Source organism: Schumannella luteola (genome assembly GCF_013408685.1).
Classification (GTDB): domain Bacteria; phylum Actinomycetota; class Actinomycetes; order Actinomycetales; family Microbacteriaceae; genus Schumannella; species Schumannella luteola.
In genome coordinates this window covers 2,846,804-2,861,552 of sequence record NZ_JACBZY010000001.1, presented here as the reverse complement: position 1 = coordinate 2,861,552, position 14,749 = coordinate 2,846,804, and the positions used below count along the sequence as shown (strand labels likewise).

The following is a 14,749-nucleotide window of genomic DNA, read 5'->3' as shown; positions in this document are numbered from 1 at the left end:
AGTCGGTTCGGGGCATCAGTGGGCTTCAGCGCGCCAGACCCCCAGGAACTCCGCCGTCGCCTCGTCGTGGATGACGGCGTCGTCGGCGGCGCGCAGCACAGGGTAGGGCGTGGCGGGCACGCCGTCGAGGGGACGCACGTCGAGGTGCTCGACCTCGTAGCCGAGCTCGTGCAGCGCATCCGCCATGGCGTAGTCGCTGCGTGAGTCGCCGGCGGTGTACCAGCGGCGGGGCAGCGGTCCGTGCGCGCTGATCAGCTCGAGGGCGCGGCGCGCGCCCAGGTCTTTGCCGGTCTCGCGGTGCTCGATGTCGGTCGAGATGATCGTCGGGTCGATGCGGAAATCGGTCGTCAGGCCGTGCTGCTCCATGTACGCGAGTGCTTCGGCATCGAAGCGGGTCTGCGCCTCGCGGTACGCGGCGCTGTCGCTGCCGACGTTCTGCTCGACCGAGATCATCGTCAGCTTGGTCTCGTCGAAGAACATGAGGTCGCGGTAGCGCTCGGTGACGATCGCGCGCACGAAGTCGCCGAACTCGGCGGGGGTCTGCAGGCGCGGATCGGTCTGCACGGTGCCGACGAGATCGGCTGCGGCGGGGTCGAGCGAGAACCAGCTGCCGCCCTTCTCGCAGACCGCGTGCACGGGCGCGGTCGCCTCGAGCCCGGCGTCGACGAGCGCGGGGATCACGACGTCGCGGATGAAGGCGTCCGATCGTCCGGTGTTGAACACGACCGGGTTGCCCGCGTTGGCGATCGCGACGAGGTCGTCGGCGATGCTCGGGATGGCGACGGTGCGCGTGATCGGACTGGCGATGGGGCCGTCGACGTCGAGCAGCAGGCCGAGGCGGGGAGTCTCACTCACCCCTCGATCCTTCCATCCGCAGACCCGCTCGCTCGCCGTCGTGCATCCACGCGGCTCACTGGAAGTCCCGACTGCGGTGCTTCACGTCGAGTCGCAGTGGCTCGATGTGGTCGGCGAGCACGTTCGTGACGCCTTCGCTGCTGCGTTCGAGCATGCCGCGCACGATGAGTGCAGGGGAGTCGCGCACGACTCGGCGGAAGCGCCCCCAGACCCCCATCGAGACGATCACGTTGGTCAGTCCGGTCTCGTCTTCGAGATTGAGGAAGGTGATGCCGCTCGCGGTCGCGGGTCGCTGCCGGTGGGTGACGACGCCGGCGACCTCGATGCGCCGCCCGCTCTCACCGGTGCGCAGCCCGGCGGAGGTGACCACCCTCCGCTCGTCGAGCCGGGGTCTCATATGCCGCAGCGGGTGGTCGTCGACGCTGACCCCGGTCGCCCAGAGGTCGGCGGCGAGCGTCTCGAAGGCGGTCGGGTCGGGGAACAGCGGCGGCTGCACGGTCACGACCGTGTCGGGCAGGAACTCGGCTCGGTCCTGGGCGGCGCTGCCGGCCCGCCAGAGCGCCGAGCGGCGGCTCAGCCCGAAGCACTCGAGCGCGCCGGCGGAGGCGAGCGCTTCGAGCTGCGGTGTCGTGAGCCCGGTGCGACGCACCAGGTCTTCCATGTCGCGGTAGGCGCCCGCGCGCTCCCTCTCGGCGACGATCTTCTTCGCGACGGCGTCGCCGATCCGCGTGACGGAGGCCAGCCCGAGGCGTACCGCGAGGTGGTCGTCGCGGCGGTGGGCGGCATCCTCGTTCGGCGCCGCCGCGACGAAGGCCTCGACGAGCGGCTGGACGTGGTCGGCGCAGCTCGCGCGCCCGCTGACCGGCTGCGGATGCGCGCCACCGCCCCCGGGTGCGATCGGCGCGGACTCGTCGAGCGGCTCGACCTCCGCCTGCCAGCCGGAGCGCTGCAGGTCGGGTCGGCGCACCGTGACCCCGTGCCGGCGGGCGTCGGCGGTGAGCGATGACGCCGAGTAGAAGCCCATCGGCTGCGAGCGCAGCAGCCCGGCGAGGAAGGCGGCCGGATAGTGCAGCTTGATCCACGAGGAGGCGTAGACGAGCAGGGCGAAGCTGAGGCTGTGGCTCTCGGCGAAGCCGAAGTTCGCGAAGGCCTGGATCTTGCCGTAGATGTCGTCGGCCACCTCGCCGACGAGTCCGTTCTCGGCCATGCCCTCGTAGAGCTTCGCCTTGAGCGAGTCGATCTTCTCCAGGCCGCGCTTGGATCCCATCGCCCGCCGCAGCTTGTCGGCGTCCTCGCCGGTGCAGCCGCCGACGGCGACGGCCATCTGCATGAGCTGCTCCTGGAACACCGGCACCCCGAGGGTGCGCTCGAGCGGCCCGACGAGCTTCGGGTGCAGGTAGGTGATCGGCTCCTGCCCGAGCTTGCGGCGCACGAAGGGATGCACGGCGCCGCCCTGGATCGGACCGGGCCGCACGAGCGCGATCTGCACGACGAGGTCGTAGAAGCGGCGCGGCTGCAGGCGAGGCAGCAGTCCCATCTGCGCGCGCGACTCGACCTGGAACACGCCGATCGAGTCGGCTCGGCAGAGCATGTCGTAGACGCCGGCCTCCTCTTTCGGCAGGGTCTGCAGCGTCCAGTCCTCGCCGGTGGCGGCGCGGATGAGGTCGAAGCAGTGCTGCAGCGCCGCCAGCATGCCGAGCCCGAGCAGATCGAACTTGACCAGCCCCATCCAGGCGCAGTCGTCTTTGTCCCACTGCACGACCGTGCGCTTCTCCATACGGGCGTGCTCGATGGGCACGACCTCGCCGACGGGACGCTCGGTCAGCACCATGCCGCCGGAGTGGATGCCGAGGTGCCGCGGGAACTTCAGCAGCTGCGCCGCGAGGTCGATCACCGGCTGCGGGATGTCGTTGCCCTCGTCGCTCGTGAGCTGCGCGCCCCAGCGCTCGACCTGCTTCGACCAGGCGTCCTGCTGGCCGGGGGAGTGCCCGAGAGCTTTCGCCATGTCGCGCACGGCGTTCTTCGGCCGGTACTGGATGACGTTGGCGACCTGCGCCGCTCGCTCGCGCCCGTAGGTGTCGAAGACGTGCTGGATGACCTCCTCGCGCCGATCCGAGTCGAAGTCGACGTCGATGTCCGGCTCCTCGTCGCGCAGGCTGGAGAGGAAGCGCTCGAAGGGCAGCTGGTAGAAGATCGCGTCGACGGCGGTGATGTTCAGCAGGTAGCAGACGGCCGAGTTCGCGGCCGAGCCGCGGCCCTGGCAGAGGATGCCCTCGCCGCGGGCGAAGGCGACGATCTCGTGGACGATGAGGAAGTAGCCGGGGAAGTCCTTCATCTCGATGACGGCGAGCTCGCGCTCGATGCGATCGCGCACGGCGTCGTCGGCGTCGGGGTAGACGGTCGGCACCGCATCCCAGACGAGCTTGCGCAGCCACGACATGGGCGTGAAGCCCTCGGGAACCTCCTGTCTCGGCAGCTTGGGCTTAGCGCTGCGCAGCTCGAAGGCGAGCTCGTCGGCGAGCTCGACCGTGCGCTCGACAGCGCCGGGGTAGCGGAAGAAGCGGGCGCGCATCTCGCGCCCGCTGCGCAGGTGCGCCGCGCCCGAGGGCGGCAGCCAGCCCTCCAGTTCGTCGAGGCTGCGTTGCGCGCGCACAGCGGCGACCGCGGTGGCCAGGTGATGCCGATCGGGGGTGGCGTAGTGCACGTTGCCGGTCGCGATGAGCGGCAGCCCGCGCAGCGCGGCGAGCGCCGCCAGCACGTCGTTGCGCTCGCTGTCGAGAGGCTCCCCGTGGTCGAAGATCTCGACCACCACGTTCGTCACCCCGAACAGGTCGACGAGCCGGTCGAGCTCGTCGACGGTCTCGGGGAAGGCGAAGTCGTCACCGCGCTGCTCGTGCACCCGAGCGGTCGGCAGCTCGCGTTCGAGCGCCTGCCGCACGGCGCCCTTGCGGCATCCTGTCAGCACGACCCAGTGCCCCTCCGCGCGACGGGCCAGATCGGCGAGGTCGTAGATCGGCCGTCCCTTCTCCCCGCCGGCGAGCTGCGCGGCCGTGATCGCGGAGGAGAGCCGGTGGTAGCCCCCCTCGCGGCGGGCGAGCACGAGCAGATGGCTGCCCTCGGGGTCGGCCTCGCCGTTCTGCGGGCCGGAGAGCCCGAGTGAGAGCTCGGCCCCGAAGACGGTCTTGGTCTGGATCTGCTCCGGCTCCGCCGCCTCGGCGAAGCGGGCGACGCCGTAGAAGCCGTCGTGGTCGGTGAGTGCGAGCGCGTGCAGTCCGAGCCGCTCGGCCTCTTCGAGCAGCTCCTCGGGACCGGACGCCCCGTCGAGGAAGCTGTAGCTCGAATGCGCGTGCAGCTCGGCGTAGGGCAGCGGATCCTCGGCGCGCACGACCGTCTCGGGCACGCGGTACCGCGGACGCTTCGGTCCCCACGCGGGGCTGTCGCCGCCGTCGACGTCGGCCGGCTGCTCGGCCGGACGCCGCACATCCGACAGGGCGCGTTCGAACTCCGACCACGAGATCGGCGGATTGCTCCAGCCCATCAGCGCGCCTCCCCGTCGCTGGAACCTGTTCGATGGGCGGCGTGTCCCGCTCGATTGGCGGTGGAACCCGCTCGACTGGCGGCGGATCCCGCTCGGCTGGCGGCGGCGCGGTCTACGCTCCGGTCATGGCGAGCCGACCGAGGTATCCCACCGACCACGAGCCCGAGCTGACGGTGCACTCGGCCGTGCACCGCTTCGACGACTTCGCCGAGGTCGTCGGCGTGAAGAAGCCGGGTGGCGGCGGGTGCTGGTGCATGAGCTACCGCGACGCCCGCCTGTCGAACACCCAACGGCCGGAGTACATGCGCGCCGAGTGCGCGACCGAACCCGGGCCGGGGGTGCTCGCCTATGTCGACGACGAGGTCGCGGGCTGGTGCTCGGTGGCGCCGCGCTCGAGCTACCGCCGGCTGATGAACTCGCGCACGATCCCCTTCGTCGACGAGCGCGACGCCTGGGTGGCCGTGTGCTTCGTCGTGCGTGCGGGCTTCCGCGGGCACGGCGTCATGCACACGCTGCTCGACGGCGCCATCGCGCACGCCGCGGCGCACGGGGCCGAGGTGATCGAGGGCTACCCCGTCGATCTCGACTCCACGTCCGCAGCGGGTGGCAGCGAGAACGCCGGCGGTGCCGACGGCGGAGCGGCAGGTGCCGGCGCAGCACCGGCCGGCGGACGGGTGGATGTGATCTCCGGCTACGTCGGAACCGTGCGCCTCTTCGAGCAGCACGGCTTCCAGCGCGTCGCCGAGACGACCGCGCACAGCGGCGGCCGGACGCGTTGGATCCTGCGGCGCGAACTGGGCTGATCCGGCGGCCGGGCGTGCCGCACCCGCTGTGCTCGCGCCGCACACGACAGCGCCCATCGTCAGGGGCATCGACCGCTCAGTCATAGCGCCCCTCCGCCCACCAGCCGCGTTCGTCGAGCACGAGCAGCCAGGCGCCGCCGGACCCGTCGACCATCTGGAAGCGATGCGCGCGCCGGGCGGCGCGCGCATCCCACCAGCGCTCGTCGAGCGGCCAGGGGCCGGCCCACGAGCTCACGTCGAGTCGCTCCCCGCCCGGGGCGACCAGAGCGGCGGGAGGCGCGCTGATCACCCCGCGTGCGCTCACGCTGACCTCGCGACCCGTCGCATCCTGCACACGCAGCTCGCGCGGCATCTCGTAGACGGTCGCCGGCGCGGGATCGGGCAGCCGTCCCGGCCAGGGACGCGCGCGATCGCGGGTCACGACCGCGCGATCACCCCAGGCGACCGGGGTCTGCCGTTCGCCGGGGGAGCGGCCGCCCGTGGGTGTCGCGGTCAGCACCCCGCGGTGCCCGACCAGGCCCTGCACCCGCGACAGGCCCGAGTGCACGCCCTCCTCCGGGCCCGAGCCGAACAGCCCGCGCTCGTGACTGCCCGCGGCGTCGACGGTCTCGGGCTCGATGCGCACGCGCGCGACGGCGCTGCGCAGCTCTCCCGCCGCGTCCGGGTCGTGACGCCGCTCGTCGCTGCGCAGCGCGCCGCTGAGCTGCCAGCGCACCCGGTCGACGATCTCGGTCGCCTGGAAGAAGCGGGGGTGCAGCCAGAGCCGATCGCTCTGCTCGCCCTCCTCGCCCTCGAACACGATGCGCAGCGCGGTGCAGACGAGCTTCTGCTCGAGCAGCGTGGTGACGATCTCATCGGCGGCGGTGCGCACGGCGAAGGCGACCTGGTCGACCCGATCGAGTGCGGGCTCGAAGTCGAGCACCGCCGTGGCGTCGCGCGGCGGCGTGCGGGGCGTCGCGGGGCGGGAATCCCGTCCGCGCGCGAGAGTGTGCAGGCGGGCGCCCTCGGCGCCGAAGCGCGCCGCGACGTCGTGCGGCTGCAGCGCCGCGAAGGAGCCCAGGTCGTGAACACCGAGTCGCGGCAGCAGGACACCCAGCTCGGACGACTCGAGCAGACGCACCGGCAGCGGTGCGAGGAAGTCGGCCGAACGGCCCTCCGGCACGACGAGCGTCGGCTGGCCGGGGCGTGTCGACCGCGCCGCGAGCGTCGCGGCGAACAGCCCCTCGGCGATGCCGGCACGGCCGTCGGCCACGCCGAGCTCGCGCAGCGCGCCGAGCAGCGCGAGAGCCGCCGCCTTCTCGCCGCCGTAGAAGCGGGCGGGCCCGCGCGCCGCCACGGCGAGCATGCCGGGGCGGATCGGGTGCACGGCCGGCAGCAGCTGCTCGAGCCCGGCGATGATCGGCTCGAAGGCGCGCGCATCCAGCGAGGAGTCGTAGCGCAGCACCCGCAGCCCCGGGCACCGCGACTGCGCCTCGCGCTGCCGCAGCCCCCGCCGCACGCCCTCGTCACGGGCGGCACGCGAGCAGGCCAGCACCTCGCCCCGCTCGACCAGCGCGACGGGTGCGCTCTCGGAGACGCGCTCGGCGCGGGCGTGGGCGATCACCGGCCAGTCGGGCGCCCAGAGCACGAGCAGCCGATCGCCGTCATCGACGGTGTCGGGCTCGGCGAGGAAGCCGGCTGGTCGGAAGCGCATGCCACATATTCGAACACATATTCGAATCAGTCAACTCGGTTTCTCCACAGCCCCCGGGAGCCCCCGGCGATGTCCGCGGTGGCCTGCAGACTGCCGCCATGCTGAAGATCAGGACCTTCGTCTGGGGCGTCACCGACATGAGCCGGGCGGTCGCCTTCTGGACCGCCGCACTCGACTACGAGGTCAAGCCGGGATCCGACGGCGAGTGGACCGTGCTCATCCCGCGCGACGGCGAGGCCCTGCCGCGCTTCGCCCTGCAGCTCGCCACCTCCGAGAGGCCGCGTCGGCATCACCTCGACCTGCAGCCCGACGACGCCGAGGTGGAGATCGCACGCCTGATCGCCCTCGGCGCGACCCGCGTCGACGACTGGCGCTACGAGGACGACGCCGACTACACGGTTCTGCGCGACCCCGAGGGCAACACCTTCTGCGTTCTCGACGACTGATCGGGGCGGCGGGATGCGGGGATGACGCCCTGCGCGACGGATGTCGCCATGATCCTGAGAAAGGTGCCAGGCTGGACACATGACCGACCCTCGTGATCAGGATCCCGCCGACCGCTCCAGGCCGCCGGCCTCCGGTGCGGGAGGTCGTGAGAGTGACGATGCCGCGCCTCAGATCCCTCCGCGCACGACCGGTCCGTCGCCCTATGCGCAGTACCAGTCGTCTTCGACGGCACCCGAGGCGTCCGGACCTCCTCAGTACGGGGATGCCGATGAGACCCAGCTGCGCTTCGGCCAGCGTCAGGGCGGCCAGCCCGCGCAGCCGGGCCAGCCGCAGTACGGCGCTCCGCAGCAGCCCGGTCAGCCGCAGTACGGTCAGTCCGCCCCGGCGCCGCAGGTGAACCAGCAGCCGGGGCAGCCGCAGTACGGGGCTCCCCAGCAGGGTCAGCAGCCCCAGTACGGCGCTCAGCAGGGCCAGTCGCCGCAGTACGGCGCTCCCCAGTACGGCGCCCCGCAGCAGCCCGGTCAGCCCCAGCCCGGCCAGCCTCCCTATGGCGCTCCGCAGTACAGCGCGCCGACCCCGCCGCGCAAGCGCCGACTCGGCACCGGGGCGATCATCGGCATCGTCGCGGGCGGCCTCGTGCTCGTGATCGGCGCCGTCGTCGGCATCGTGGCGGGCATCAACGCGAGCCGTCCCGCGACGGCCGACCCGGCGGCAAAGGTCACCGGCTACCTCGACGCGCTGCGCGCCGGCGACGCGAAGAAGGCGCTGACCTTCCTCGAGAAGCCCGCCGACGACACGCTGCTCACCTCGGCGGTGCTGAAGGAGTCCAACAAGCTCGGGAAGATCGGCACGGCGACCACGACGGTCACCGGCAGCAAGTACTTCCCGCAGGTGCGGGCGAGGTTCGCGATCGGCTCCGAGACGGTCACCCAGGAGTTCCGCCTCAGCCGTGACAGCGACGGCGCTTTCACCATCACCAACGGCACCGTCACCCTCTACCCGAGCTCGCTCACGAGCGCGCCGGTGACGCTCAACAAGCAGAAGGCGCCCACGGGCGACACCTGGGTGCTCTTCCCCGGGGCCTACTCGCTGGCGCTCGACGTCGCGGGATTCCAGGTCGAGAACGGCGAGAAGCTGATCGCCGCGGGCGACGACACCTACGACACGCTGCGCGACGTGAAGGTGTCGCTGACCGATGACGGCGTGGAGTCGTTCCGCACGGCGGTGACGACGGCGGTCGACGCCTGCATCGCGTCGAAGAACTTCGCGGCGGGATGCGGCCTCGACCTGACGAGCCCGCTCTCCGACGGCACGATCCTGCAGGAGGGGTCGATCACCCGCACCCTGTCGGCCGATGCGCAGACGAAGATCGCGAACCTGCAGCCGGAGACCTCCTCGTCGAGCACTCCGCTGGTCGTGCGCGGCGGCTACATCGGCGGCGTGACCACGACGGCGACCTGCACGAAGGGCTCGGCGACGGGAACCTGCAGCATCCTCTTCGGACCGTCACTGAAGTCGCCGCTGGTCGACTTCACCTCGGGCACGCCGGTGGTGCGCTGGAGCTGATCGCGCCGCCGCCGCGAGCCGCTGTTCCTCAGCCGACGCTGCGCAGTCGCGGCTGGGCGGCGTCGTGTGCGCCCGACGCCGCCGCCACCGCGGTGGCGGTGACCGGGGTGATCCCGCCGTCGGCCGCCGGCAGCCAGAGCCGCCGTGATCGCTCGCGACCCGCCCAGGCCGGCGCTGCCGAGGTGACGGTCACCTGGCGTCCGCTGAGATGGCCGAAGCCGGCGCCCACCCCCGACCAGCTCGTGTCGGTCACGGCGAGACGCGCTTCGGCGCGCGGCCAGTCGTCCATCGCCAGCAGCACGGCCTCGCGCTGACGCAGTCGCGAGGCGAGCCGGGTCGCGGCCGTCTCGCCGACGCGGGCGCGCCCCTCGCGCAGCGGAGGGCGCACGAGCACGACCGAGACGACGTCGACGAGGGCCGAGACCACGGCCATCCAGTGCTCGCCGGGATGCGGCACCAGCACGACGCGGTCGAGGTCGAGCCCCAGCCCGGCGGCGGCCTCCAGCCCGAGGTCGGGCAGGCCGACGATCGCGCACCAGGCGCCGGCCCGGCTGGGTGCGCGCAGCAGGGCGAGCGCGAGGGAGGTCGATCCGCTGATCGCATAGCCCGAGCCCGCGGTGAGCGCCCCGCCCGGCAGCAGCTCGCCGAGGGCGTCGTCGGCGGGCAGCGCGCGGCTGTCGAGCCGGCGACGCTGCATGCCGCGGATTCGCCCCTGCAGCTCCTGCACGGTGCGGGCGCGATCGGGGGAGTCGGCGGATCCTGGCTGCCCGGACGAGTCCGGGGATCCGAGCAGGCTGGGCGATCCGGGGGGTCCGAGCACGCCCTTCCGATGCACCGGAGCGGAGAGCGCCGAGGCGGGCCGCAGCGCATCCAGTCCGCGCAGCGCCGCGTGTCCGTGCGCGCGCCGATCCCCGGTCGCCGCGGCGGCGCCCGGGAGGGGCGAGGGGCCGGACGGATCCTCTCCCGCGTCGTCGAGCATGTCATCGCCGAACTCGTCGCCGAGCAGGTCGGGCGCGATCTCGAGCACGGCGGCGGCCGCCGCGCCCCGTGTCGCTCCCGATCTCATGGCCCCAGCATCGAACATGTGTTCGATCGTGTCAAAGGCCGCCGACATGATGGGCGCGCCTCGGCAGCGGAGCCGGAAGCGCGCCGCGGCGATTCCGGTGGGTGCGCGAGCGGGGGAGCCTCAGTGCAGGCGCGCGAGCATCCGCTGGTACTGCGCCGACAGCCGCTCGAGCTGAGCGCTGGTCTCCGGCTGCCAGGGGAAGGCGAGCTGATCGAGTCCGTCGATCTCGGCCGAGAAGCGGAACGTCGACTCCTCGCCCTCCGAGACGGTGATCCGCTCGGTCAGCGCCGAGTCGCCGAAGTCGGTCGCCGCGCCCCCATTCGCCGCCGCCGGATGCACGAGCGGCGTCGCCGTCACGCTGAGCGCTCGCACGACCAGCGGACGCACGTGCAGCCCGAAGCCCTCGCCGGTGAGCACGGCGTGAAGCACGAGCCCGTCGGCGAGCACGACGGCCTCGGCCTTGGGGCTGGCGGGGATGAAGCGCGACTCGATCCACTCGATCCGCTCGGGCCCGATCGTGTGCACGAGCCCGGAGACGAGGCGCTCGAAGCCGCCGGGGAACGCGGCGATGAAGCCGTCGGACTCCCAGAGTCCCGATGAGGCCCTCAGTGCAGTGGCGACCTGGTCGAACGCGGCTTCCTGCTCCATGGGGCTCCTCGGAGGAGAGGGGCGCCGGCGTCTGCGCGGCGCGACGGGGATGCGAGCGAGCGGATGCGCGAAAGGCCCGGATCGTTTCTGATCCGGGCCCTTCGACTCGCGTGCGCGAGGGGGGACTTGAACCCCCACGCCCTATACGGGCACTAGCACCTCAAGCTAGCGCGTCTGCCATTTCCGCCACCCGCGCGAGTCCGGTTCCGCTGTGTTCAGCAGCAGCACCGAGTGACGACAGTAGCACGCTGCGAGAGGCCCTTTGACCACTTCCGCGCCGACCGACGTTCCCGGGCGCGTCGCGCGGTGTTCCCTTCCGCGTCGCATCCGCTCGGGCTTCGCGTCGTCTCCGCATCCCCGCCCTCTCGATGCCCATGGCGCTCGCTGCATCCGTCATCCGACGACGCGGGGTCCGGGGCCGCGGGTAGCGTGGATGCCATGGCCGACGAGCTCGAGGACACCGCCCGCATCGCCCGTGATCTGATCCGGTTCGACACCTCGAACTACGGCTCGGGCAAGTCGAACGGGGAGAACGACGCGGCAGAGTACCTGGAGGCCGAGCTGCGCTCGCTCGGACTCGAGCCGCAGCTCTTCGACGCCGCCCCGGGGCGCACGAGCGTGATCGCCCGCGTCGAGGGCGCCGATCCGTCCCGACCGGCGCTCGTGCTGCACGGGCACACCGACGTGGTGCCCGCCGATCCCGCGAACTGGACGGTCGATCCCTTCGGCGGCGAGGTGCGCGATGGGCTGCTGTGGGGCCGCGGCGCGGTCGACATGAAGGACATGGACGCGATGATGATCACCGCGCTGCGCGACCTGCACGAGGCGGGGGAGCGCCCGGCGCGCGACGTGATCGTGGCCTACTTCTCCGATGAGGAGAACGGCGGCGTCTTCGGTGCGCACCATCTGGTGGATCAGCATCCCGAGCTCTTCGCCGGGGCGAGCGAGGCGATCAGCGAGGTCGGCGGCTACTCGATCGACGTCGCCGGCCGCCGCGCCTATCTGCTGCAGACGGGGGAGAAGGCCCTGCTCTGGATCAAGCTCATCGCCCGCGGAACCGCGGCGCACGGCTCGCGCGTCGTGCGCGACAACGCGGTCACCCGCCTGGCCGAGGCGGTCGCGGCGCTGGGCCGCACGGAGTGGCCGGTCGAGCTGACCGGCACGACGGAGGAGCTGCTCGCCGAGCTGGCGAAGCTGCACGGCGTCGACCCGGCGACGACGGATGCCGAGGAGCTGCTGCGTCTGACCGGCACGGGGGCGGGATTCCTGCACGGCGCCCTGCGCGTGACCTCGAATCCGACTGTGCTCGACGCCGGCTACAAGCACAACGTGGTGCCCGACCGCGCCGAGGCGCTCGTCGACATCCGCACCCTGCCCGGCGACGAGGACAAGGTGCTCGCCGAGGTGCAGCGCATCGTCGGTGCCGACATCGAGATCGAGATCCTGCACCGCGACGTCGGCCTCGAGAACCCCTTCGCCGGCCGCCTGGTCGAGGACATGTCGGCGGCGCTGCGCCGGGCCGACCCCGAGGCGGCCGTGCTGCCGTACCTGCTCAGCGGCGGCACCGACAACAAGGCGCTGTCGAAGCTCGGCATCGCCGGCTACGGCTTCGCACCGCTGCAGCTCGGCTCCGACCTCGACTTCCCGGCGATGTTCCACGGCGTCGACGAGCGGGTTCCTCTGAGTGCTCTCACGTTCGGGCGGCGGGTTCTGGGCGACCTCCTGCGCAACTGCTGACAGACTCCTACCCCGTGAACGATCTCCTCAACGCGATCATCCTCGGGTTCGTCCAGGGTCTGACCGAGTTCCTGCCCATCTCCTCGAGCGCGCACCTGCGCATCGTCGGCGAGTTCCTGCTCGGCGGACGGGATCCCGGGGCCGCGTTCACCGCGATCACGCAGATCGGCACCGAGCTGGCCGTGCTGATCTACTTCTGGCGCGACATCACCCGCATCATCGCGACCTGGGCGAAGTCGCTCGTCGGCAAGGCGCCCCGCAGCGCGCCCGACGCGAAGATGGGCTGGTTCATCATCCTCGGCACGATCCCGATCGTCGTGCTCGGCCTGCTGTTCCAGAACGACATCGAGACGACCCTGCGCTCGCTCTGGTTCGTCGCGATCTCGCTCATCGTCTTCGGCATCCTGCTCGGCGTCGCCGATCGCTTCGCGAGCCGCAAGCGCACGCTCGACCAGCTGACCCTGCCGCACGGCATCGTCTTCGGCCTCGCTCAGGCGGCTGCGCTCATCCCCGGTGTCTCACGCTCGGGCGGCACGATCACGGCGGGGCGCCTCATGGGCTACGACCGTCCCGCGGCGGCGCGCTACTCGTTCCTGCTCGCCCTGCCGGCGGTCTTCGGCAGCGGGCTCTACCAGGTCTACAAGTCGGTCAAGGGATGCGACCCGGGCGCCGTCTGCGTGCCCGAGGTCTTCGGCCCGGTCGAGACGCTGGTCGCGACCGTGATCGCCGGTGTGGTCGGCTTCGCCGTCATCCACTTCTTCCTGCGCTACGTGTCGAAGGGCTCGTTCCTGCCGTTCGTGATCTACCGCGTGGCGCTCGGCGTCGTGCTGCTCGTGCTGCTCGGCACGGGCGTGCTCGCCGCCAGCTGATCCGAGGCCGCGGCAGCCGTCGCCTCTGCCGAGAGCGGCGCCGCCGCGACGGCATGCCCGGGGCCGCGGTGCCGGCGGTGCAGCCCGGCCCCGATCGCCGCGCCGACCAGCGCTCCGATCGTGAATCCGACCGCGTTGGCGATGACGTCGGCGCTCGAGGCGACCCGCTCGGGCAGCCAGAGGTACTGCGCGAGCTCGGCCGCGGTCGACAGCGCGACGCCGACGACGGGGAGCCACCAGCGCCAGCGGAACGACAGCAGCGCGATCAGCAGCAGCCCGCCGGGCGCGAACAGGGCGACGTTCGCGGCCGACTCGATCACGTCGTAGGCGCTCATGCGGTCGACGCCGGCCGAGGCGAGCAGCGAGAGCAGCCACTGGATGCGCGCCCCGCCGGGCCCGTCGACGCGCTCGGGCCAGAGGATGACCGCGGCGAGACCGGCGACGTAGACGATCGCGAGGGCGATCACGACGATCCGCGATCGCCGCACCGCGCGCCGATGAGCATGGTGATGCCCGGGCTGGTGTGCCGGGCGCCGAGTGCGCCGATCCGCGCCCCGCCGGTCAGGATGCGGCGCGCGTCTCGACCCGGATCCCCGCTTCGTCGACGCGCTCACCGCTGGACCTCGTCCGCCCTGCCGTCAGCCGCGCGGGCGGTCGGGGTCGCCGCCGGCCTTGCCGTCGCGGCGACGGAGGTAGCGCTCGAACTCCTCGGCGATCGCGTCGCCGCTCGCCTCGGGGGAGTCGACCGTGTCGCGCGCCTGCTCGAGCTGCTGGATGTAGGCGGCCATGTCGTCGTCGTCGCCGGCGAGGGCGTCGATGCCGTCCTCCCAGGCCGCCGACTCCTCGACGAGCGAGCCGCGGGCGATCTGCACGTCGATGAAGTCCTCGAGCCGCTCGATGAGGGCGAGGGTCGCTTTGGGGCTGGGGGAGTTGTGCACGTAGTGGGGAACCGAGGCCCAGATCGACAGCGTCGGAACGCCGGCGCGGTCCAGCGAGTCGCCCAGCACGCTGAGGATGCCGACAGGCCCCTCGTAGCTGGAGCGCTCGAGGCCGAAGCGCTCGCGGATCTCCCGGCTCTCGCTCGATGCGAACACCGAGATCGGCCGCGTGTGCGGTACGTCGGCGAGCATCGCTCCGAGGAAGACGACGCCGCTGGCACCGGTCGCGAGCACCTTGTCGGTGATCTCGGCGGCGAAGGTGCGCCAGCCGCGCGAGGGCTCGGTTCCCATGAGCAGCATCACCGGCGACGCACTGCCGCTGTCGCCGTAGAGGGTCACCTCGGGCCACTGCAGGGTGCGGTCGCCGTTCTCGTCGGTGACGATGCTGGGCCGGTTGAACTGGTAGTCGAAGTAGTCCTCGGGGTCGATGCTGGTGAGCGGATCGAGCTCGAGCTGGTCCCGCAGCGCCCGGGCGACGCCGCTCGCGGCCTCTCCCGCGTCGTTCCAGCCCTCGAAGGCGACGACGACGACGGGTCCCGTGCCGAAGCCCTGCTCATCCGTCATGCCGTCATCCGTCCCGTCGACCGAC

The 14,749-nt window shown here is 72.1% G+C and carries 12 protein-coding genes and 1 tRNA gene; 5 read left to right on the top strand and 8 right to left on the bottom strand.

All coding sequences use genetic code 11. From position 1 onward, the window contains the following. Window positions 1-15: 15 nt before the first annotated feature. Window positions 16-855: a hypothetical protein gene (locus BJ979_RS12970; protein ID WP_179568468.1), complete on the bottom strand. Its 840-nt coding sequence runs from the start codon at window positions 853-855 to the stop codon at window positions 16-18. Between the two features lie 55 nt (window positions 856-910). After that, window positions 911-4,393, bottom strand: a complete 3,483-nt coding sequence (locus BJ979_RS12965; protein ID WP_179568466.1) for an error-prone DNA polymerase — start codon at window positions 4,391-4,393, stop codon at window positions 911-913. 125 nt (window positions 4,394-4,518) lie between these two features. Here BJ979_RS12965 and BJ979_RS12960 point away from each other — a divergent pair, with 125 nt between their 5' ends. Next, window positions 4,519-5,196: a GNAT family N-acetyltransferase gene (locus BJ979_RS12960; protein WP_179568464.1), complete on the top strand. Its 678-nt coding sequence runs from the start codon at window positions 4,519-4,521 to the stop codon at window positions 5,194-5,196. A gap of 76 nt (window positions 5,197-5,272) precedes the next feature. Here BJ979_RS12960 and BJ979_RS12955 read toward each other — a convergent pair whose 3' ends face one another. Next, window positions 5,273-6,889, bottom strand: coding sequence for a DNA polymerase Y family protein (locus tag BJ979_RS12955; RefSeq protein WP_179568462.1), 1,617 nt, complete (start codon window positions 6,887-6,889; stop codon window positions 5,273-5,275). Between the two features lie 98 nt (window positions 6,890-6,987). Here BJ979_RS12955 and BJ979_RS12950 point away from each other — a divergent pair, with 98 nt between their 5' ends. Together BJ979_RS12950 and BJ979_RS17360 are read left to right on the top strand one after the other, a co-directional pair. Continuing rightward, entirely contained in the window at window positions 6,988-7,335 is a 348-nt protein-coding gene (locus BJ979_RS12950; RefSeq protein ID WP_179568460.1) for a VOC family protein, read from the top strand. Window positions 7,336-7,414: 79 nt separating this feature from the next. Further along, window positions 7,415-8,902: a hypothetical protein gene (locus BJ979_RS17360; RefSeq protein WP_218853495.1), complete on the top strand. Its 1,488-nt coding sequence runs from the start codon at window positions 7,415-7,417 to the stop codon at window positions 8,900-8,902. 28 nt (window positions 8,903-8,930) lie between these two features. On the opposite strand, the gene BJ979_RS12940 is transcribed toward BJ979_RS17360, so the two are convergent. The 3 genes from BJ979_RS12940 to BJ979_RS12930 all read right to left on the bottom strand — a co-directional run bounded on the left by BJ979_RS12940 (window position 8,931) and on the right by BJ979_RS12930 (window position 10,812). After that, window positions 8,931-9,968, bottom strand: coding sequence for a hypothetical protein (locus BJ979_RS12940; protein ID WP_179568458.1), 1,038 nt, complete (start codon window positions 9,966-9,968; stop codon window positions 8,931-8,933). Window positions 9,969-10,088: 120 nt separating this feature from the next. Then, window positions 10,089-10,616, bottom strand: a complete 528-nt coding sequence (locus BJ979_RS12935) for a hypothetical protein (protein ID WP_179568456.1) — start codon at window positions 10,614-10,616, stop codon at window positions 10,089-10,091. A gap of 111 nt (window positions 10,617-10,727) precedes the next feature. Further along, window positions 10,728-10,812 (bottom strand) — tRNA-Leu (locus BJ979_RS12930). A gap of 242 nt (window positions 10,813-11,054) precedes the next feature. On the opposite strand from BJ979_RS12930, the gene BJ979_RS12925 reads away from it, so the two are divergent. Continuing rightward, window positions 11,055-12,353 carry a M20/M25/M40 family metallo-hydrolase gene (locus tag BJ979_RS12925; RefSeq protein ID WP_179568454.1) on the top strand — a complete coding sequence of 433 codons (1,299 nt, stop codon included), beginning with the start codon at window positions 11,055-11,057 and terminating at the stop codon, window positions 12,351-12,353. A 14-nt stretch (window positions 12,354-12,367) separates the two neighbouring features. Next, on the top strand, window positions 12,368-13,222 hold the full coding sequence (locus tag BJ979_RS12920; RefSeq protein WP_179568452.1) for an undecaprenyl-diphosphate phosphatase: 855 nt from the start codon (window positions 12,368-12,370) through the stop codon (window positions 13,220-13,222). On the opposite strand, the gene BJ979_RS12915 is transcribed toward BJ979_RS12920, so the two are convergent. Together BJ979_RS12915 and BJ979_RS12910 are read right to left on the bottom strand one after the other, a co-directional pair. Further along, a complete protein-coding gene (locus BJ979_RS12915) occupies window positions 13,156-13,689 on the bottom strand; it encodes a VanZ family protein (protein ID WP_179568450.1) in 534 nt (177 codons plus the stop codon). The two genes, BJ979_RS12920 and BJ979_RS12915, sit on opposite strands and share 67 nt — an antisense overlap. A 171-nt stretch (window positions 13,690-13,860) precedes the next feature. Then, window positions 13,861-14,724: a proteasome assembly chaperone family protein gene (locus BJ979_RS12910; RefSeq protein WP_179568448.1), complete on the bottom strand. Its 864-nt coding sequence runs from the start codon at window positions 14,722-14,724 to the stop codon at window positions 13,861-13,863. Window positions 14,725-14,749: the final 25 nt, after the last annotated feature.

Coding starts and splice junctions, on each gene's coding strand:
- BJ979_RS12925 (WP_179568454.1), top strand. CDS start 11,055: ATGGCCGACGAGCTCGAGGACACCGCCCGCATCGCCCGTGATCTGATC.
- BJ979_RS12950 (WP_179568460.1), top strand. CDS start 6,988: ATGCTGAAGATCAGGACCTTCGTCTGGGGCGTCACCGACATGAGCCGG.
- BJ979_RS12935 (WP_179568456.1), bottom strand. CDS start 10,616: ATGGAGCAGGAAGCCGCGTTCGACCAGGTCGCCACTGCACTGAGGGCC.
- BJ979_RS12940 (WP_179568458.1), bottom strand. CDS start 9,968: ATGAGATCGGGAGCGACACGGGGCGCGGCGGCCGCCGCCGTGCTCGAG.
- BJ979_RS12910 (WP_179568448.1), bottom strand. CDS start 14,724: ATGACGGATGAGCAGGGCTTCGGCACGGGACCCGTCGTCGTCGTCGCC.
- BJ979_RS17360 (WP_218853495.1), top strand. CDS start 7,415: ATGACCGACCCTCGTGATCAGGATCCCGCCGACCGCTCCAGGCCGCCG.
- BJ979_RS12960 (WP_179568464.1), top strand. CDS start 4,519: ATGGCGAGCCGACCGAGGTATCCCACCGACCACGAGCCCGAGCTGACG.
- BJ979_RS12965 (WP_179568466.1), bottom strand. CDS start 4,393: ATGGGCTGGAGCAATCCGCCGATCTCGTGGTCGGAGTTCGAACGCGCC.
- BJ979_RS12955 (WP_179568462.1), bottom strand. CDS start 6,889: ATGCGCTTCCGACCAGCCGGCTTCCTCGCCGAGCCCGACACCGTCGAT.